This window comes from Allochromatium warmingii (assembly GCF_900107145.1).
In the GTDB taxonomy this organism is placed as follows: domain Bacteria; phylum Pseudomonadota; class Gammaproteobacteria; order Chromatiales; family Chromatiaceae; genus Thermochromatium; species Thermochromatium warmingii.
This window is the reverse complement of sequence record NZ_FNOW01000019.1, coordinates 15385-34675: the sequence shown is the minus strand read 5'-3', so window position 1 is coordinate 34675 and position 19291 is coordinate 15385. Positions and strand designations below refer to the sequence as shown.

Here is a 19291-nt window from a genome sequence, read left to right as displayed (position 1 = left end):
AATGAACACGAACACTAAAAAAACCCGCACCTTGATGACATCTATTACGACTGCTGCCAGTTTAACGTTGCTGGCTGGCTGTAATACGCTGACTGACGCCGGACTGAATTTAAATCGTGCGCCACCAGAGGTCGGCAACCGATTTTTAGTCGGTGCATTTGAATTGTTAAAACCGGCTGATAATTACGGCTATACCGGCGAATTTAGCCCTTCAGAACAAGCGCTTCGCGAACGCAGTCGCAAATTTGATCGAACCGTTTGGCAGGGTGCGTTAATTGGTGCAGTCACTGGCACCGCTATTGGATTAGTTGCGGGCGGCGATGCTGAAGATGCCGTTGGTGGCGCCATTGTCGGCGCTGGACTCGGCGCCTTAGCCGGCATGTATGTTGCCAATAAACAGAAACAATATTCCAAACAAGAGGAGCAATTAGAGTCAATTACCGCCGATGTTCGCGGCTCAAATCGGGAGTTAAATGCGCTGATTGCTGAAGCAAAAGCGGTGGTTGCAGCGGATAAAAAACGGTTAGCCGATATCGAATCGCGCCATAAACGCGGCAAAGTAACTGAAGCTGAACTCAAGCAGGTTAAAGCGCGTGTATGGAGCAACCGCGATGTCACGAAAAAAGCCGCACAGGGCGCACGCGATCAATATGCGATGTATAAACAAGCGCACCAAGATTTAAAAAGCAAAGGGGCAACAAAAACGCGGTCGCTTGAAAAAGAACTCGATAGCTACCGTAAATCGCTCGATGCGTTAGATAAGATTGCGGTGAGTGTTGTGGAAGCCTAGCAGGAATTGTTACAAGCGATCATCCAGCGCCTGTTTGCCTGTTTGGTCATCAGGTGATAATCAGGCGCAGGATGAATACAAGCGCAATGCGTTTAGAAGCGGTAGGCAAAATTCAGCTCGAACCCTTCAACATCACCATCGCCGGTGGTGTATTTAATCCCCAGACCGAAGGGATGCGAGGAAACATTTGGCTCCATCTTGCTTCTGGAACGCATAGGGCCAATGCTGATGCCGATTTCCTGATAATATTCAGAATAGAGCGCATCACCAAAAAAGCGCGTATCGGTAACAAAGAAATCGACGCTAAATTCGCGATTCCAGAAACTTTTTTGCAATGGCATCGACACCAGCAAACCATTGCGCACCATAGTGTTTTCCAGATCGTAATCAACACTATAATCGCTAACACTAGTTGGAATGCTTAGATAATAACCAGCCATATTCCCCATATTAATGCGGAATTTATCACTGGCGAACAGCAATAAATCACTGGTCACCGAAGCTGAGAAGATTTGACCGGCTGCACCCAGATCTGCTGAACCAGTGATACCATAATTGATTGCGGGTGTGACTGACCAATTTGGTAAAATATTTTTCCGATAGCCTAAGCCAATGCTGCCTTGATAGGATTCAGCGCCATCGACTTCCATATAGGTAATAGGTGCGCGAACAATCAAGCGATCATAATTGGCAAAGGTGTAGCTATAGGAAATCGGCAGCGTGAAAATATTTTGCGTTAAGCCATCAATCGTGTAGCTACCAAAGCGTGCGGCAACACCAAAAGAGCTACCGGGCGCTAACGTATCAGTCACGGCATCAACGCCAGCACTAAAATCACCAGCGGCCATTTGACTTTGCAAACTCGCTGGATTACCCGCAACTGGATCAATCGGCGACACTTCGGTAAGTTTTTTCAGAATCGAATCGCCGTTCTTTTTAATATAATCTTCTAGCAAATCGTTGCTGGCATCGCGTGTTCCACCATCGAACACTTCATTGATGCCAATGCTGGGCACGGCAAACACCAGTTGACTTGAATTTTGCCCGTAGGACAGTGTCACCGGTAAGCCGCGCAGATCGAGGCGAAATTCCCCGGCTGCTGTGTCTTCATCATAATTGGCAAAGCGTTGTTTGAGGGCGTCGGTGTCGATCTGATCGAGAATGCCTTCAATCGTATTGCCACCAATACTGGCGACTTCACCATCAACACAGAGCGATAAATTAAAGATATTCCCGCCGCTTCCGGACGGGCAGCTTTGGGCGAACGCTGATGCACTCAACAGCGACGTTGAACACAGTGCAGCGGCGATCAAATTAATAGTGATTGAATGAGATGTGTGATGTTGCATGGCTTATGCTGCTCCATTTAACTTGAGCGAACTTGCTCAATGGATTTATCTGCACTTGGTTGACGCGGCGAACCGCCCAACTCAAGCCCTTGACGCTCAGTAGCGCCGGATTCCCTCAATCGATCAAGCTCTCCAGAGGTTTCATCCCCTTGCGGTAAAGCGCCAAACCGAAGTCTGGCCACTTGCAATGTCCTCTATCAGCTCGTCGTTGAACCGCTGTTAGCGGTCTCAAGCAATGCTCATCCTAAGCATCTGTCAACACGTTTGAGCAAAAATCAGCGATCAGTTAGCAGCTCTCACGCGGTTCAGCTAACCCTACAAATCCTGCCCCGCATACGATCCATTGACTGATTTATTGCAAACCGGAAAATCGGGAATGATGTTACCCAGAATTAACCGTTCCAATGCGGGCCAGGTAAACCAACTTGGATCACGCGGAATATAACGGGCGATACGTCCAGCCGCATCGAGCCGCACAAAACTCAGCACCTCACCGCGCCATCCGTCGATTAACCCCAGACCACAGGCTGCCTCGGTTGGCATGGGTAGCGGTGTGTGAATCTCACCGGCTGGCAGATCGTCAAGCAGCCGCTCCAGCATCCACAGACTGCCGCGCACCTCGCCGAGTCGCACCCGCAGCCGCGCCGCGACATCGCCTTCGCTCTGCACCGGCACCTCGACCCGCAGCCGTTCATAGGGCGGATACGGACTGTCGTGGCGCACATCGAACGCCAAGCCGCTGGCTTTGCCGACATAACCAGTACAGCCGAGGGCGCGTGCATCCGCCGTGCTGAGGCGGCCGGTCGTGAGCAAACGGTCGTCGAGTGCGGGCAGATCTTCGATGATGCTGAAAATCGGCTCAATCGCCTGCCGCAGTGCGGCGTGATCCTGCCGCAGTGTTTGGAACCCAGTTGCTGAGAGATCCGGCGCGATGCCGCCCGGAATGATGACATCCATCAGTAAGCGATGTCCGAACAGGGCGTGCGAGCGGCGCTGCCACTGCTCGCGCAGGCGCGAACACTGCGCCAGCGCAAAGGCAAATCCGACATCGTTGCAGATCGCGCCAATATCGCCGAGATGATTGGCGATGCGTTCACGTTCAGCTAACAGCGCCCGCAGTGCCAACGCACGCGGCGGTACGGTACATCCGCACGCCCGTTCTAACGCCTGACAGGCCGCCCAAGTATGGGCGACAGTCGAATCACCCGACACCCGCCCAGCCAGTCGCGCTAATCCGGCGGGATCGCGCCCAACGGCACGCTTTTCAACACCGCGATGAACATAGCCGAGCCGCGTTTCGAGCCGGAGCACATCCTCGCCCATCGCCTGAAAGCGAAACTGTCCCGGTTCGATGATGCCCGCGTGAACTGGGCCGACCGGCACTTCATAGGTGCCACCGCCGAGCGGCGCTAAAAACGGATAATCCGCATCGGCTGGGGTGCGTCCAGGCAGTTCGCCATTTATGGACGAGTCAGCCCGCAAGGGGAAACACGCTTCGGGCCAGGCTTGATGGCGCGTCCAACGGCGGGAATCGGGCGCGTCATGCCAAATCATGCCGGTGAGATCGTGCGCGTGGCGCTCCAGACGGCTGATTCCGGGGAAATGCCGCGCTTGCGAAGCCAGATGCGGTTGCTGCAATGGCACTTCGGTTTCCAGCAACAGATAGGCGCCATCGCGTTCCAGACAGGCCATCACGCGCAGCCGTGGTTCGGCGTGATTAGCGAGATCGGCAGCGGTATCGAGTGGATCGACCCACACACCGGCATGACGTGCGCCCAATTCAGCGGCAACACGGGCGGCGGGTTCCCAATCGTTTGCATCTAAGATCATGCGCTGCGCGGGGGAAAGGGGTTCATCAGCGCAGACATGCACAGCGCATTCATGCAAACGTATGCGATAGTCGTGCAGCCAATTTTGCGGGGTAAGCGTTGGCGAGATGTGCGAATCGGTCATGGCGAATGATGGCAAGTCAGCTAAAAACTGAGGGATGGCGGGCGAAGATCGGCTCACTGCGAAACTGATTCAGCATCGAGCGGATCGCTATCCTGAGCCAACTGGCGACGGCGCATTTCTTCTGCATCGGCGTCGTGGATTTCGTGGAGCAGGCCATCGAGATCGACCGTGCGATGCTGACCTTTGAAATGACCCGTGAGGCTGATTTCGGGCGTCAAATGGCCATGTTCGTACAGATGCCAGATTTCCTCGCCATAGCTGGTGGTTAGAAGTTCCGGGGCAAATTGACCGAAATATGCTGCCAGATTAGCCACATCACGCTTGAGCATCCAGGGCGCATGATTATTGGCGGCGGCATCGACGGCTTGCGGCAGGTCGATAATCACCGGCCCGTGCGCATCGACCAGAATGTTAAATTCAGAGAGATCGCCATGAATTAAGCCGATACACAGCATCTTGACGACATCAGCGATCAGTGAAGCGTGATAGGCCCGCGCTTGCTCGGGCGCTAATTCCAGATCGTTGAGTCGGGGCGCGGCCTCGCCGTCGGCGTCAGTAATCAGCTCCATCAGTAACACGCCGTCGATGAAATTGACCGGCTGCGGCACCCGCACTCCAGCCGCCGCCAGACGATAGAGCGCATCGACTTCGGTGTTTTGCCACACATCTTCCTGTTCTTGGCGACCATAGCGCGAGCCTTTTGCCATCGCCCGCGCTTGACGACTGCTACGCACCTGCCGCCCTTCGCGATACAGCGACTGCTTGTGAAAACCACGTTGATCGACCGCTTTATAGACCTTGGCGCAGCGGATGACCCCCTCGGCACGCACCACATACACGGCTGCTTCCTTGCCGCTTTTGAGCGAGCCGAGGACAGCATCAATCAGTCCTTCCTGAACGAGTGGTTCGAGACGTTTGGGAATTTTCATCAATCTTGCGCGAGAAACCCCGTCCTTGACTGACGGGGAGGCAGAGCGCCGTTAAGCCGCCAATCTCGCATCCTCCGTTTTGGTTACGTACAGTGGAATAGAAGAGGGCCAGTTTTCCACTGAGTCGGTCAAGTGGAAGTTTCGTGACCAGATAAAAGCTTTATCATAAACCAGACCTATGCCCACCTCTGCTCCACTCTTCCTCGCCTTCGTGCTCAAACGCAGTGAATACAGCAACACCAGTCTCCTGCTTGAGCTATTCGGTGATACTTCGGGCCGGATTGCGGCGATTGCGCGAGGTGCCCGCCGCCCACATCAGCACACCAGCGCCCTATTGCAACCGTTTCAACCGCTGTGGCTTGCGTGTCGTGGACGCGGGGCGATACAAACCCTGACCACCATTGAAGAAGTCAGCCCACCGCTTGCGCTGCACGGGCCAGCCTTGCTTGCAGGGTTTTATCTTAATGAACTGCTGATGCGCCTGCTCGCTCGTCACGATCCGCATCCGGCGCTATTTGTGTTCTATCAAGCGACGCTTGCGCAACTGGCCGCGACCCCGGAACTGGAAACGCCACTGCGTCATTTTGAATGTCACCTGCTTGCCGAACTTGGTTACGGGCTGACGCTGGAACGGGTGGTGGATGATGGAGCGCCGATTCAGCCGACTCAGGTCTATACCTATGTGTGCGACTGCGGGCCGTGTTATCCGTCCGAACGGCGACATGGCCCGCTTGTTTCCGGCGCGACGCTGTTAGCTCTGGCGCAAAGCGCACCGTTAGACGCGACACAGCGCCGCGAGGCTCGTACCCTGTTGCGCATGGTGCTTGAACCCTATCTTGGCGGGCGACCGCTCCACAGCCGCGAGCTGTACCGGCACTGGTTTGCCGCTCACCACCTTCACGAGAGCTAATAAAAAAATCATGTCATCGCTGTTATACCCTGCTCACGCACTGCTGCTCGGCGTCAATATCGACCATATTGCCACGCTGCGCCAAGCACGCGGCACCCGCTATCCTGAGCCGATTCAAGCCGCGTTAGTCGCCGAACACGCCGGAGCTGACGCGATCACGCTGCATCTGCGCGAAGATCGGCGACATATTCAAGATCGGGATGTCGAGCTGTTGCGCGGCATCTTGCAGACGCGCATGAATCTGGAAATGGCGGTAACGCCCGAAATGGGTGACATTGCCTGCCGCATTCGCCCGGCTGATTGCTGTCTGGTTCCCGAACGGCGCGAAGAATTGACCACCGAAGGTGGACTCGATGTGGCCAGTCGTCCCGAGCTGATGCGCGATTTCTGTGCGCGGTTAGCTGAGGCGGGGATTCGCGTGTCGCTGTTTATCGACGCCGATCCGCGCCAAATCGAAGCCGCCCATGCTGTTGGTGCGCCGGTGATCGAGATTCATACTGGACACTATGCCGATGCAGCGACCGCACCGGAACGCGCTGCACAGTTAGCCCGTATCCAGTCGGCGGTCGAGCTGGGGCTATCGCTGGGGCTTCAGGTCAATGCTGGACATGGACTTGATTATCATACTGTCAGTGCGATTGCAGCGATTGCTGGCATCCGCGAACTCAATATCGGGCATTCGATCATAGCGCGGGCGCTGTTTTCGGGACTCGATCAAGCGGTGCGCGATATGAAATCGATCATGACACGCGCTGCTGCCGAACGGGCGGCGGTGTGACGTGAGCGGCGCTGACCGAAGGGCGCGACGGCTTTACAGTGTGCTGTGGTGGCTGGCGCTACCGCTGGCGCTGGCGCGACTGCTGTGGCGCGGACGTGTTCAGCCTGGGTATCGGCACCGCCTCGGCGAGCGGCTGGCCAGTCGGCGCAGTCACACACCCCGCGCAGATATTTGGATCCACGCGGTTTCAGTCGGTGAAGTGCAGGCGGCAGAAGCACTGCTCCGGCAATTACTAGCGACAACGCCTGCGCCGTCGCTGCTAGTGACCACTACCACCCCGACCGGAGCCGAACGCCTACGGACGCTGTTCGGGGAGACGATCCCGCAGCGTTATCTGCCGTTTGATCTGCCGGTGATGATGGGGCGCTTGGTCGATGCGGTGCAGCCGAAACTTGTCATCATTCTGGAAACGGAAATCTGGCCGAATCTGCTCGCGGTGCTCGAACAACGGGCGATTCCGGTGGCGCTGATCAATGCGCGACTGTCGGAACGCTCGGCACGCGGCTATGCACGGCTGGGATCGCTCACGCGCTCGGCGCTGGCGCGATTGACGCTGATTGCGGCACAGGCGACCGCTGATGCCGAGCGGTTCATCGCGCTCGGTGCGCCGCCTGAGCGCGTCATCGTGACTGGCAATCTGAAGTTCGATCAACCGCAAGCAGCGGATTTGGCAGCCCGCGCAGCAGCGATCCGTCAGAACTGGGGCGCGGCGCGTCCGGTGTGGATCGCGGCCAGCACGCACGCCGGTGAAGAGTTGCCGGTGCTAGAGGCGCATCAACAGGTGCTGGCGCAATGGCCGGATGCGCTGCTGGTGCTGGTACCGCGTCATCCCGAACGCTTTGAAACGGTAGCCGCGCTCATCGAACGGCAAGGCTTGGCCTACACTCGGCACAGTGCTGAACGTCCCGTTGCCGCGCACGAAGCGGTCTATTTGGGGGATCGAATGGGCGAACTGCCGCTGTGGTTGGCGGCGAGTGATGTGGCGTTCATCGGCGGCAGTCTGATGCCGACCGGCGGACATAATCCGCTGGAAGCGGCGGCCTCGGGCGTTCCGATCCTCGTCGGGCCGCACACCTTCAACTTTGCGACGATCAGCGCGTGGCTGCTGGATGCGCACGCGGCGCGGCGCATCAGCGATACCGCGACCCTGAGTGACGCGGTACGCACCCTGCTTGCGTCATCGGAACGCCGAGCTGAGATGGGCGCACGCGGTCGGGCCGTGGTTGCTGCGCAGCGTGGGGCGCTTCAGCGCGTGTTCATTGCGCTCGCGCCCTGGTTAGCGGCGGCGGTTCAAGCGCCTTTGAATAGCGACCAGACTTCGCGGAATTGCGCGTCGGTCGAATCGCCGAGCCATTCAAACCCGACTGATTCCGTGCAGACGACCTGAATACCACCCTGCCGCATCCGCGCTAACACATTGTCTTTATAGGCGGTTTTGCGCGAAATAATCGCATCAGCCGCGACAAACACCTGATAGCCCCAGCGTTGCAGGCCGGAGACGGTTTGGGCAATGCAAATATGCGCTTCCATACCGACGACGATCAGCTGTCGCCGGTCGGGATGCGAGGAAATGTTGCGCTCAAAGCCCGGCGCAGTGCAGCAGGAAAAGGCGGTTTTTTCGGTCGGTTCGTGAACTTTCGGCATATTTGTGCCGATGGATTCGATGATCGGGCCGAGACCTTTGGAATTGTGCTGCGTAGCGATGACCGGAATATCGAGCACTTTCGCGGCGGTAATCAGGCGATTGATGTTAGCGACGACCTGTTCGAGTTCATCTGGCGGCATCGCGGCGGCGAGGCGTTCTTGTGCGTCGATGATCAGTAACTGCGACAGAGCGCGTTGGCACAAGGGCATTTGAGCGGGCTGAAGGCTCATAGTCGGGGTGTCCTCCGAAATTGTTGTTGTGATGTGAATATCCCGCGTGCGCAACCGGCGTTTGCAGCAAGCGCCGTGCTCACCTCGGAATCACTGGAGTTTGCACGATGGGCGGCGTTAGGAGCAAGCGAAGCTAAAAATTCGTCACCCGAAAAGATTTTTCTGCGTAATTCCGCGCTTTCAGCGGCAAAAAACTGAAAAGCGCAGCAAGACAACGCTCATAACCATCAACCCAGCCGCGCCTTGACCCAGCCGGACACCAGCGCCAACGCAGCAGGTAATCCAGCCGGATTGGTGCCGCCAGCTTGCGCCATATCGGGACGCCCGCCGCCCTTGCCGCCGACCTGCTCGGCGACTTCGCGGATCAACTCCCCAGCTTGAAGCCGGTCAGTCAGATCTTTAGTCACACCAGCAATCAGACTGACCTTGCCATCGGTTTCGGTCGCCAACACGATCACCGCACTACCGAGCTTATCTTTCAGTTGATCGAGCGTGACGCGCAGGCTTTTAGAATCAGCGCCATCGAGCCGCGCCGCCAGCGTCTTGATGCCTTGAATCTCAATCGCTTGCGCCGCGAGATCCTGCCCGGCAGAACTGGCTGCTTTAGCCTTGAGCTGATCGAGTTCTTTTTCCAATCGCCGAGCACGGTCGAGCAACTGAGTGACACGCTCGTCGATGTCATCACGTCCGCCTTTAAGCAACCCAGTAAGCCGCAACAAACGCTCTTCATCCGCTTCGATCCACTCCAACGCCGTCGCGCCGGTCACCGCCTCAATGCGGCGCACACCAGCAGCAATACCGCTTTCAGAGAGAATCTTAATCAAGCCAATATCGCCGACCGCCTTCACATGCGTGCCGCCGCAGAGTTCGGTCGAGAACTCACCCATGCGCAACACCCGCACCTGATCGGCATATTTTTCGCCAAACAACGCCATCGCGCCGGTAGCTTTGGCATCTTCCAAACTCATAATGCGGGTTTCGACCAGATGATTAGCCCGCACTTCGCGGTTAATCAGCCGTTCGATGGTCAACACCTGCTCACGAGACAGCGGCTCAAAATGCGCAAAATCGAAGCGCAACCGCTCGGGGCCGACTTGCGAACCTTTTTGCTGCACATGCGTCCCCAACACCTCGCGCAGCGCAGCGTGAAGCAAATGAGTCGCCGAGTGATTGAGCGCCGTTGCCCGCCGCCGCTCGCCATCGACCCGCGCTTCAACGCGATCCCCGACCGTCAACGGCCCGCTCTCAACGCGCCCAAGATGCACCAGCACGCCATCGCCTTTTTTCTGCGTATCCTGCACCGCAAAGCGGGCGCTCTCCGTCGTCAGCCAGCCCTGATCGCCGACCTGACCGCCGGATTCGCCATAAAACGGCGAGAGATCGAGAATCACAATTCCCGCCTCGCCCGTCTCCAACACATCGCAGGATGTGCCGTCGCGGTAGAGCGCGACCACGGTTGCATCAGCGGTCAGCCGCTCATAACCGCAGAAATCGGTTTCACCCTGAATCTGAATCTCGTGCGCCTGACTCGCGCCAAAATGACTCGCCGCCCGCGCACGGGCTTTTTGCTGCGCCATCGCCTGTTCAAAGCCGACCAGATCGAGCGTCAAACCGCGTTCACGGGCAATATCGGCGGTCAGATCGACCGGAAATCCATAGGTGTCATAGAGCTTAAACACGGTCTCGCCGCCAATCTGCGTGCCGTTCAGATGCGCAATCGCCTCATCGAGCAAGCGCATTCCGTGTTCAAGGGTCTCAGCAAAACGCTCCTCTTCAAGCTTTACCAAGCGTTCGACATGCGCCTGATGGGTACGCAGTTCGGGATAGGCGTCGCCCATCTCGCGGGCCAGCGGTTCGATCAAGCTGTGAAAAAAGGGCGTGGTGCAACCGAGTTGATAGCCATGCCGAATGGCGCGGCGCATGATGCGGCGCAATACATAGCCGCGCCCTTCGTTGCCCGGCGTGACCCCATCGATAATCAAAAACGCCGTCGAGCGAATATGATCGGCGATGACGCGCAGTGATTTGTTCGCCAGATCGGTGCAGCCAGTCGCTTGCGCCGCCGCGTCGATCAAATGCCGAAATAGATCAATCTCATAATTGCTCTGCACACCCTGCATCACCGCCGCGAGCCGTTCTAAGCCCATGCCAGTATCCACTGACGGATGCGGCAGCGGGGTCATATTCCCCTCAGCATCGCGGTTGAACTGCATGAACACCAGATTCCAGATCTCGACATAGCGGTCGCCGTCTGCATCGGGCGACCCGGGCGGGCCGCCGAGGATATGCGGGCCGTGATCGTAAAAAATCTCCGAGCACGGGCCGCAGGGGCCGGTGTCGCCCATCGACCAGAAATTATCTTTCGCCCCGCAGCGCGAAAAACGACGCGGATCGACGCCGATGTCTTTGAGCCAAATATTCGCGGCCTCGTCGTCGTCCTCGAACACCGTCACCCACAGACGTTCCGGCGGCAGCGCCAGCACGCGGGTCAGATAATCCCACGCATATTCAATGGCTTCGCGCTTGAAATAATCGCCAAAGCTGAAATTACCCAACATCTCAAAAAAGGTGTGATGACGGGCGGTATAGCCGACATTTTCCAAATCGTTATGCTTGCCACCGGCACGCACGCAGCGTTGCGAGCTAACGGCACGCGGATTGGCGCGGCGCTCGCGGCCCAAAAACGCATCCTTGAACTGCACCATCCCGGCATTGGTAAACAACAGGGTCGGATCGTTAGCCGGAATCAACGGGCTAGACGCCACCCGCTCATGTCCCTGTTGCGCGAAATAATCAAGAAAGCTTGCTCGAAGCTCGGCACTGGTGGTCATGGAAAACTCTCGAATGAACCGCGCACGCCGCACGGCTTGAATCAATGTGCATCAGTCAGGAAAACGCAGCAGCCGCCGGATCGCATCGGGCGTAAAGCCACGCTGTTCGAGAAAACGGGCACGTTTGCCATAGTCGGAATGGTCACTGGGTGGTGAGGAGCCGAAGCGCCGCGCATGGGTCTGCGCCAACAGCTCCGGCCAAGTGTCGTGCATCGGTTGCAAGTGACGCTCAATCAGGTCGGCGGCGAGTCCCTTGTCGCGTAACTCGGCGCGGATGCGTTGCGGGCCAAAACCTTTGGCGGCGCGTTCGGCGACATAGTGTGCTGCCAGCCGCGCTTCATCGAGTGCGCCGTCGTCGATCAGACGCTCTAACGCGCCGCCGATGGCCTCGGCGCGATGACCGCGTGCCTGAAGCTTGCGGGTCAGTTCCAGCCGCGAATGCTCGCGGGCGACTAGCAAGCGCAAGGACACGCGCACCGCCTCATCGATGGCGTCGGCTGCGCCCGCTGCATCCCGATCATCCTGCGCCGCGCCGTTCAGAGATCAATCCTCCGGTGACTCAAGGGCATCGGTTTCCGCTGGTGCTTCGACGCCATCTTTGGGCAGCAGCTTGTCGCGGATGCGGGCTTCGATGGTGCGGGCCAGCTCGCGATTTTCGCACAAGAAGTTACGGGCGTTATCTTTGCCCTGCCCGATGCGTGTGCCCTCGTAACTATACCAAGCACCGGATTTGTCGATAAAACCTTCAGCGACGCCTAAATCAACGATTTCACCTTCGCGTGAAATACCTTGACCGTAAAGAATGTCAAATTCAGCTTGGCGGAATGGCGGCGCGACCTTGTTTTTAACGACCTTAACTTTGGTTTCATTGCCAATGACTTCATCGCCTTTTTTAATGCCGCCGGTACGACGAATATCGAGCCGAACTGAGGCATAAAATTTGAGGGCATTGCCGCCGGTTGTGGTTTCTGGTGAGTTATGCACCGCCACATGATCGACAAGATAGCTATGATTGCCAGCGACTTCGAGGTCAAAGCGTTCGCGTTGATCGGGTGCAGCAGGTCGAGATGCGATCTGCACCAGACGCGCAGAGTGCATGTTACCCTCAAAAGCCGCCATGACTTCATCACCTGCAACTAGTTCGCCCGCAGGACAGGTTCCGTTTGGTGTGAAAATAAGGTGATTCGACGTACAAGTTAAACGATGCGTCGTAATACCGTCAGGGGACGCGATGTCGAGATCAAGCCATTCATCCGTTTCGCCGTTGCGGAACCAATTCACTACCTGACAAGGCGACAGTTTGCCCGTGCTGGGATTCATCGACAGCACCTCAACTGGTAAACGCTGCTCGACGATTTCACCGATTGCGCGTGTCGTACCATCCGCTAAGACGACGCGAGCGTGATAATCAAAACAGCCAAACATCACGCCAATTTTCATGCGGATTTGATTAATAAAAATCACGCAGCAATTAGAGCGTTTGATATTGCCGGTGAGCTTGCGCAGTGCTTGCGACATCAACCGCGCTTGCAGCCCGACATGCGAGTCGCCCATCTCGCCTTCGATCTCAGCTTTGGGCGTCAGCGCCGCCACCGAGTCCACGACAACAATATCCACCGCGCCTGAGCGCACCAACATATCGGTGATTTCCAGCGCCTGCTCGCCGGTGTCCGGCTGCGAAACCAACAAATCCGTCATATTGACGCCGAGCTTTTCGGCATACACCGGATCGAGCGCATGTTCAGCATCGACAAAGGCCGCCGTGCCGCCGAGTTTCTGCGACTCAGCGATGATATGCAGCGTCAGCGTTGTCTTGCCCGAGGACTCAGGGCCATAGATCTCGATCACGCGCCCTTTGGGCACCCCGCCGATCCCCAACGCCAGATCCAGACCGAGCGAACCAGTTGAAATCGCCTCAATGTTGCGCACAGCTCCGACATCGCCCATGCGCATCACTGAGCCTTTGCCGAACTGCTTTTCGATTTGGGTCAGCGCAGCGGCCAACGCCTTCTTGCGGTTCTCGTCCATTCAGGTCTCCGTTGCAGGGGTGGGATCCAAGCCGTAGCACGCGATGATTAGCCAAAAATTATGACACAAGCTTGGGCGAACTTCAGCCTATGCCGCAGCGATGGCGATAGCAAGGCCGTCTCGCTAGAACACACAGAATGCGGCGAGAGCGTGCCTTCCAGCATCAGTTGACTAACGAAACATGCTATAGGGACTTGACACACCGCCCCCAACGCTTGATTCCCCCACCACCTCGCCCCAAATTCCCCGCCAACTTGACCGGATATTTATAGGAGTCACCGACCGTGCGCCAGGACAAACTGACTGCCAAATTCCAACTCGCCCTTGCCGACGCCCAAAGCCTTGCCCTCGGGCGCGACCATCAATTCATCGAACCTGTTCATTTGATGGTTGCCCTGCTCGATCAAGTCGGCGGCACCATCCGCCATCTGCTCAACACCGCTGATGTCAACGCTAACACACTCCGCTCAACGCTCGGCGCGGCACTCGAACGCCTGCCGACCGTGCAGGGTGTCGGCGGCGATGTCCATATCAGCAACGATCTTTCGCGCCTGCTCAATCTCACCGACAAGCTCGCGCAGCAGCGCAACGATCAATACATCTCCTCCGAACTGTTCGTGCTCGCCGCGCTCGACGACACCGGCACTCTTGGCAACGCCCTGCGCCAAGCCGGAGCCAGCAAGAGCGCGATTGAGCAGGCGATTCAGACGGTGCGCGGCGGCCAAGCCGTCAACGATCCCAACGCCGAAGAACAGCGCCAAGCGTTACAAAAATACACCATTGACCTGACCGAACGCGCCGAGCAAGGCAAGCTCGATCCAGTCATTGGACGCGATGATGAAATTCGCCGCACCATTCAAGTTTTGCAGCGGCGCACCAAAAATAATCCGGTATTAATTGGTTTACCCGGTGTCGGTAAAACCGCCATTCTCGAAGGATTAGCCCAGCGCATTGTCAATAATGAAGTTCCCGAAGGGCTAAAACAGAAACGGCTGCTGGCACTCGATATGGCAGCATTGATTGCTGGTGCGAAATTTCGCGGTGAATTTGAAGAACGACTCAAAGCTGTATTAAATGATATTGCCCGTCAAGAAGGCAAGATCATTCTCTTTATTGACGAACTGCACACGATGGTCGGCGCGGGTAAAGCAGAAGGCGCAATGGATGCCGGCAATATGCTCAAACCTGCATTAGCGCGTGGTGAATTACACTGTGTCGGCGCAACCACGCTCGACGAATACCGCAAATATGTCGAAAAAGATGCGGCACTCGAACGGCGCTTTCAAAAAGTACTGGTCGATGAGCCGAATGTCGCCGACACCATCGCTATTCTGCGTGGCTTAAAAGAGCGTTATGAAGTACATCATGCGGTCGAAATCACCGATACCGCGATTGTCGCCGCCGCCACGCTCTCACATCGTTATATTGCCGACCGGCAATTACCCGATAAAGCCATTGATCTGATTGACGAAGCCGCCTCGCGCATTCGCATGGAAATCGACTCCATGCCCGAAGCAATGGATCGGCTCGACCGCCGCTTAATTCAATTGAAAATGGAACGCGAGGCGCTGAAAAAAGAATCCGATGAGGCTTCACGCAAACGACGCACGGATTTAGAAGGTCAAATTCAGCGACTCGAACGTGAATTTGCCGATCTTGACGCGATTTGGAAAGCCGAAAAAGCTGCGGTACAGGGCACCGCACAGATTAAAGAATTACTCGACCGCGCTCGCATTGATATGGAAGCGGCGCGTCGTGCCGGTGATTTAGCGCGGATGTCCGAATTAGCCTATGGCCGCATCCCGGAATTAGAAAAACAACTCACCGCTGCGGTTGAAATTGAGCACGGTGATAATCGACTATTGCGCAATAAAGTCACGGATGAAGAAGTGGCCGAAGTGGTCTCAAAATGGACGGGCATTCCGGTCGCAAAAATGCTCGAAGGTGAGCGCGACAAGCTGTTACGCATGGAATCCGAAATCGAACAGCGCGTGGTTGGGCAAAGCGAAGCCGTGCGTGCTGTGAGTGATGCAATTCGTCGCTCACGCGCTGGTTTATCCGATCCGGGGCGACCGATTGGCTCATTTTTATTTCTCGGGCCGACGGGTGTTGGTAAAACCGAACTTTGTAAAGCCTTAGCGAGCTTTTTATTCGACACCGAAGCGGCGATGATCCGCATTGATATGTCGGAATTTATGGAAAAACATTCAGTGGCGCGAATGATTGGCGCACCGCCTGGCTATGTCGGATATGAAGAGGGCGGGTATTTAACCGAAGCCATTCGGCGGCGGCCTTATAGCTTGATTTTGCTCGATGAAGTCGAAAAGGCACATCCTGATGTTTTTAATGTGCTGTTACAGGTGCTTGATGATGGCCGTTTAACAGATGGACAAGGGCGGACGGTTGATTTTCGCAATGCAGTGATTGTCATGACCTCAAATCTTGGGTCAGAGATCATTCAGCAACGCGCCAATGAAGCGCAGTATGCTGATATGAAAGCGGCAGTTATGGAGCGTGTGCGTCTTGCTTTTCGTCCTGAGTTTATTAACCGTCTCGATGAGATCGTCGTTTTTCATCCGCTGCAACAGACGCAGATTCGCGCCATTGCGCGGATTCAGCTTGGTTATTTGCAGCAGCGTTTAGCCGAGCGCGAGATGCAGCTTGAGGTCAGTGATGCGGCGCTCGATCATTTAGGCGCAGCCGGATTTGATCCGGTTTATGGTGCGCGTCCGCTCAAGCGAGCTATTCGCGCCCAACTAGAAAATCCGCTGGCACAGCAGATTTTGGCGGGTAAATTTGGCCCGGGCGATTTAATTGCAGTTGGGCTAAATGGCGAGCAATTTGTTTTTGAGCGGGTAGTGCGCGGTGATGGTGTTTAAACAACGCGCATTTGGGTAAGTGTCTTGCTAAGTTACTTCCAACAACCACCGGCTAAAGTTGGTGGTCGTTGAATAGTAAACTAAAAATCCAGATGTAAATTAGATAAACAACATCGGGTGATGGCAGCGCACTCTACGACCGATCCCGCAAATAAATCCGCACCATCGCGCCGCTTTTCAGCACATTATCCGCTAGTTGATTCCAGCGACGGATTTCTTCGGTTGAGACGTTATAGCGGCGAGCGAGGCCGGTGAGGGATTCGCCGGGTTGTACGCGATGCGTAATTACCGCTGGCAATGCGTGACGCATTGGCAATTCGAGCGTTTGCCCGGGTAATAACGGATCGTGCTCAGTTAAACCATTGGCTTCGGCTAGGGTTTGGCGATCTAAGCCATGCCGCTGCGCCACAGCAGCCAGCGTTTCGCCTGTTTTGACAAGATGCGTGCGCGTGGCGGATGTCGCAGGTGTCGCTGGCGGCTGACGTGCAGCTAAACGCGCCGGAGCTGCGCGTCGTCCAATCACGGGCAGTGCATCGAGCTGAATTGCTGGAGCTTTGGCGCGAATGCGTGCGCCCTGACCTTGCGGCACATTTAATGCCGTAATATCTGGTCGTGACCAGCGCCCGAGTTTTAAGTCTGGATTGAGCTTTTTTAGCTCATCGAGATTAATGCCGGTATCGAGCGCGAGCTTGGCTAAATCCATCGGTTGATTCGAGCGAATCACATCAACCCCAATTCGGTCGGCAATCGCGGGCAGATGTTGACCATAACGCCGCGCATCGGCTACTAAACGCGATGCGGCGAGAATTTGTGGCACATACTGCCGCGTTTCATTCGGCAGATTCAGTGACCAGAAATCAGTCGGTAATCCCTGACGGCGGTTTGTATCTATTGCAGCAGATACGCAACCCGGGCCGCAGTTATAGGCGGCCATTGTTAATTCCCAATCGCCTTCAAAGCGTTTATTGAGCCGTTCCAGATAATCCAATGCCGCACGAGTGGAAGCAATGACATCACGGCGTTCGTCGGTTGCTTCATCTAAATGTAAGCCCATATCACGCGCCGTGCTAGGCATGAATTGCCAGATGCCAGCGGCGGATTTGGGTGAGGTCGCCGCTGGGTTATAGCGGCTCTCGATGTGCGGCAAAAGCGCCAGCTCCATTGGCAGGCCGCGCCGCTCGATCTCAGCAACAATCACCGGCAGATAGGGTGCTCCGCGCTGCGACAGGCGCTCCAGATAGCGCGGATCGCGGCGGAAGCGTTCGAGCGCACTGTCGATATGGGCGTGTGCTTGTAGGTTGAGTTGCATCCCCGAGCGCACGCGCTGCCACAGATCCTGACCGTGACCGATGCGATCCCGCTCAACTGTTTGTGAGCGGGCGGTGACCTTGACATCGCGTGCTGGGCGCACATAGCCATAATCACGCGCCGAGACGACACCGGCATAGAGGTCTAAGGATTGATCTCGTTCGGCGACGGTGCTGTGACTAGCGCACCCAGTAAAAAAGGGGAGGGCGAGGGCCGAGAGCGCACAGGCGGTCGGCCCCAGAAGTTTGACTTCTGGCATGGAAACCCCGAGTCGATGAACGTAACGCCTTGATTTAGCGAAACATTATGAAAATTGTCCAGCTATCATACGCAAAGGGGGCGCTAAATTCCAGAATTGCGCGTCTGGAAACGCCTCGCGGCGCGGGGACAGCGACCGACGATCACGGGTACCATGTAGTCCCTACAGAGGCGCTACGCATGAGCACAGATCCCCTTCAGTCAGATCAATCCGATCCTTTGCAGGCGTGGTTGCGCACGGCACCGGGCGCGGTGCTGGCGCAGAGCGAATGCGCGATTGTGCAGCGGTTGCTGGCCAATACCTTTGGCTATTATCTGGTGCAGATTGGCGCTGGCGAGCACTTTGATTCGGCATTAGCGGCAAGTCGGATTCGGCAGCGCGTGCGCCTCGCGCCGACGCTGACGGCAGCCCGCGCAACTGGTGCCAGTTTGGTCGCGGATCTGCACGCACTGCCGCTGGCCAGCGAGAGTCTGGACGCAGTGCTGTTGCCGCATACGCTCGAATCGACCGCTCAACCTCGTGTGTTACTCGCGGAAGTCGAGCGCGTGCTGATTCCGCACGGACGCCTCGTGTTGCTGGGATTTGAGCCGCTGAGTCTCTGGGGATTAGGGCGACGGCGGGCGTTCAGCAGTGGCCGCTGGCACAGTGCGTGGCAGGTTGAGCGGTGGTTGCGGGAACAGGGATTTGAGATCGAAGCCCGCGAACGAACACTTATCTGCCCACCGCCGTTAGCCGCGTTCATCGGGCGCTGCTCGGTGCTTGCAGCACTCGGTCGCCGCCTCGCGCCGCTGTTCGGTGGGGTATACGCGATGCGTGCCGTCAAGCGTGTGGCGACCCTGACCCCGATTAAACCCTATCGCGCCTGCCGTCGTGCGCTACTTCCGGGCGGCGCTGTGCGTCCGACCACGCGAGGAACTGGCCATGTCTGATGGTGCTAATGATGCTGATAGTGCTAATGGTGCGAATTGCGTCGAAGCCTTTACCGATGGTGCCTGCAAAGGCAATCCGGGGCCGGGCGGCTGGGGCGTGCTGTTGCGCTGGGGTGCGGTCGAAAAAACACTATACGGCGGTGAGCACGAAACGACGAATAATCGCATGGAACTGATGGCGGTGATTCAAGCACTCGAAGCCCTCAAGCGTCCAACGCCGATCCGCATTACCACTGATTCGCAATATGTCAAACGCGGTGTTGGCGAATGGCTGCCACGCTGGAAGCGCAACGGCTGGCTGACCGCTGGCCGACAGCCGGTCAAAAATCGCGATCTATGGGAGCGTCTCGATCTGGCGTTGCGCCAGCATACGGTCAGTTGGCGCTGGGTCAAAGGTCACGCCGGACATGCTGAAAATGAACGCGCCGATCAACTTGCGAATCGCGGCGTGCCGCAATCAGGAGGGCGCTAAA

General features: G+C 56.8%; 14 protein-coding genes and 3 pseudogenes. 7 read left to right on the top strand and 10 right to left on the bottom strand.

Annotated features, from left to right (window positions below):
• Window position 1: 1 nt before the first annotated feature.
• Window positions 2–790, top strand: a complete 789-nt coding sequence (locus BLW10_RS07415; protein ID WP_091333543.1) for a glycine zipper domain-containing protein — start codon at window positions 2–4, stop codon at window positions 788–790.
• A gap of 92 nt (window positions 791–882) precedes the next feature.
• Here BLW10_RS07415 and BLW10_RS07410 read toward each other — a convergent pair whose 3' ends face one another.
• From BLW10_RS07410 to BLW10_RS07400, 3 genes are all read right to left on the bottom strand, one after another.
• Window positions 883–2139 carry a hypothetical protein gene (locus tag BLW10_RS07410; protein ID WP_091333541.1) on the bottom strand — a complete coding sequence of 419 codons (1257 nt, stop codon included), beginning with the start codon at window positions 2137–2139 and terminating at the stop codon, window positions 883–885.
• Window positions 2140–2454: 315 nt separating this feature from the next.
• The gene (locus tag BLW10_RS07405) at window positions 2455–4092 is read right to left on the bottom strand and encodes a hydrogenase large subunit (protein WP_091333539.1); all 1638 of its coding nucleotides are present in this window, start codon (window positions 4090–4092) and stop codon (window positions 2455–2457) included.
• A gap of 53 nt (window positions 4093–4145) precedes the next feature.
• The gene (locus tag BLW10_RS07400; protein ID WP_091333537.1) at window positions 4146–5021 is read right to left on the bottom strand and encodes a PA4780 family RIO1-like protein kinase; all 876 of its coding nucleotides are present in this window, start codon (window positions 5019–5021) and stop codon (window positions 4146–4148) included.
• Window positions 5022–5199: 178 nt separating this feature from the next.
• Here BLW10_RS07400 and recO point away from each other — a divergent pair, with 178 nt between their 5' ends.
• Genes recO through waaA form a run of 3 tightly spaced genes read left to right on the top strand, consistent with a single transcriptional unit; the run spans window position 5200 to window position 8096 of the window.
• A complete protein-coding gene (recO, locus tag BLW10_RS07395) occupies window positions 5200–5931 on the top strand; it encodes a DNA repair protein RecO (RefSeq protein WP_091333535.1) in 732 nt (243 codons plus the stop codon).
• 10 nt (window positions 5932–5941) lie between these two features.
• The gene (gene pdxJ / locus BLW10_RS07390) at window positions 5942–6709 is read left to right on the top strand and encodes a pyridoxine 5'-phosphate synthase (protein ID WP_091333533.1); all 768 of its coding nucleotides are present in this window, start codon (window positions 5942–5944) and stop codon (window positions 6707–6709) included.
• 1 nt (window position 6710) lies between these two features.
• Entirely contained in the window at window positions 6711–8096 is a 1386-nt protein-coding gene (waaA, locus tag BLW10_RS07385) for a lipid IV(A) 3-deoxy-D-manno-octulosonic acid transferase (RefSeq protein ID WP_091333531.1), read from the top strand.
• Here the strand turns inward: waaA and BLW10_RS07380 are convergent.
• The 6 genes and pseudogenes from BLW10_RS07380 to recA form a co-directional block, all read right to left on the bottom strand.
• Window positions 8000–8584, bottom strand: a complete 585-nt coding sequence (locus BLW10_RS07380) for an isochorismatase family protein (RefSeq protein ID WP_091333529.1) — start codon at window positions 8582–8584, stop codon at window positions 8000–8002. The two genes, waaA and BLW10_RS07380, sit on opposite strands and share 97 nt — an antisense overlap.
• Before the next feature lie 227 nt (window positions 8585–8811).
• Window positions 8812–11415 carry an alanine--tRNA ligase gene (gene alaS / locus BLW10_RS07375; RefSeq protein WP_091333528.1) on the bottom strand — a complete coding sequence of 868 codons (2604 nt, stop codon included), beginning with the start codon at window positions 11413–11415 and terminating at the stop codon, window positions 8812–8814.
• 51 nt (window positions 11416–11466) lie between these two features.
• The gene (locus BLW10_RS07370) at window positions 11467–11886 is read right to left on the bottom strand and encodes a regulatory protein RecX (RefSeq protein WP_091333575.1); all 420 of its coding nucleotides are present in this window, start codon (window positions 11884–11886) and stop codon (window positions 11467–11469) included.
• A gap of 72 nt (window positions 11887–11958) precedes the next feature.
• Window positions 11959–12390: pseudogene (locus BLW10_RS14430) on the bottom strand (recombinase RecA family protein); the annotation flags it as partial.
• A 204-nt stretch (window positions 12391–12594) separates the two neighbouring features.
• Window positions 12595–12840: pseudogene (locus BLW10_RS14475) on the bottom strand (intein-containing recombinase RecA); the annotation flags it as partial.
• Window positions 12832–13443: pseudogene (recA, locus tag BLW10_RS14425) on the bottom strand (recombinase RecA); the annotation flags it as partial. The pseudogenes recA and BLW10_RS14475, both read right to left, overlap by 9 nt.
• Before the next feature lie 284 nt (window positions 13444–13727).
• On the opposite strand from recA, the gene clpB reads away from it, so the two are divergent.
• The gene (clpB, locus tag BLW10_RS07360; RefSeq protein WP_091333525.1) at window positions 13728–16322 is read left to right on the top strand and encodes an ATP-dependent chaperone ClpB; all 2595 of its coding nucleotides are present in this window, start codon (window positions 13728–13730) and stop codon (window positions 16320–16322) included.
• Window positions 16323–16455: 133 nt separating this feature from the next.
• On the opposite strand, the gene BLW10_RS07355 is transcribed toward clpB, so the two are convergent.
• Window positions 16456–17889 carry a transglycosylase SLT domain-containing protein gene (locus tag BLW10_RS07355; protein WP_091333523.1) on the bottom strand — a complete coding sequence of 478 codons (1434 nt, stop codon included), beginning with the start codon at window positions 17887–17889 and terminating at the stop codon, window positions 16456–16458.
• Window positions 17890–18068: 179 nt separating this feature from the next.
• Between BLW10_RS07355 and BLW10_RS07350 the strand changes: the two genes are divergently transcribed.
• Entirely contained in the window at window positions 18069–18818 is a 750-nt protein-coding gene (locus BLW10_RS07350; RefSeq protein WP_091333521.1) for a class I SAM-dependent methyltransferase, read from the top strand.
• Window positions 18811–19290, top strand: a complete 480-nt coding sequence (gene rnhA, locus BLW10_RS07345) for a ribonuclease HI (protein ID WP_091333520.1) — start codon at window positions 18811–18813, stop codon at window positions 19288–19290. Before BLW10_RS07350 ends, rnhA begins: the two co-directional genes overlap by 8 nt.
• Window position 19291 lies beyond the last annotated feature (1 nt).

What these genes read in the sequence shown, in the direction of transcription:
- BLW10_RS07415 (WP_091333543.1), top strand. Translation starts at nt 2, where the DNA reads ATGAACACGAACACTAAAAAAACCCGCACCTTGATGACATCTATTACG.
- BLW10_RS07410 (WP_091333541.1), bottom strand. Translation starts at nt 2,139, where the DNA reads ATGCAACATCACACATCTCATTCAATCACTATTAATTTGATCGCCGCT.
- BLW10_RS07405 (WP_091333539.1), bottom strand. Translation starts at nt 4,092, where the DNA reads ATGACCGATTCGCACATCTCGCCAACGCTTACCCCGCAAAATTGGCTG.
- BLW10_RS07400 (WP_091333537.1), bottom strand. Translation starts at nt 5,021, where the DNA reads ATGAAAATTCCCAAACGTCTCGAACCACTCGTTCAGGAAGGACTGATT.
- recO (WP_091333535.1), top strand. Translation starts at nt 5,200, where the DNA reads ATGCCCACCTCTGCTCCACTCTTCCTCGCCTTCGTGCTCAAACGCAGT.
- pdxJ (WP_091333533.1), top strand. Translation starts at nt 5,942, where the DNA reads ATGTCATCGCTGTTATACCCTGCTCACGCACTGCTGCTCGGCGTCAAT.
- BLW10_RS07380 (WP_091333529.1), bottom strand. Translation starts at nt 8,584, where the DNA reads ATGAGCCTTCAGCCCGCTCAAATGCCCTTGTGCCAACGCGCTCTGTCG.
- alaS (WP_091333528.1), bottom strand. Translation starts at nt 11,415, where the DNA reads ATGACCACCAGTGCCGAGCTTCGAGCAAGCTTTCTTGATTATTTCGCG.
- BLW10_RS07355 (WP_091333523.1), bottom strand. Translation starts at nt 17,889, where the DNA reads ATGCCAGAAGTCAAACTTCTGGGGCCGACCGCCTGTGCGCTCTCGGCC.
- BLW10_RS07350 (WP_091333521.1), top strand. Translation starts at nt 18,069, where the DNA reads ATGAGCACAGATCCCCTTCAGTCAGATCAATCCGATCCTTTGCAGGCG.
- rnhA (WP_091333520.1), top strand. Translation starts at nt 18,811, where the DNA reads ATGTCTGATGGTGCTAATGATGCTGATAGTGCTAATGGTGCGAATTGC.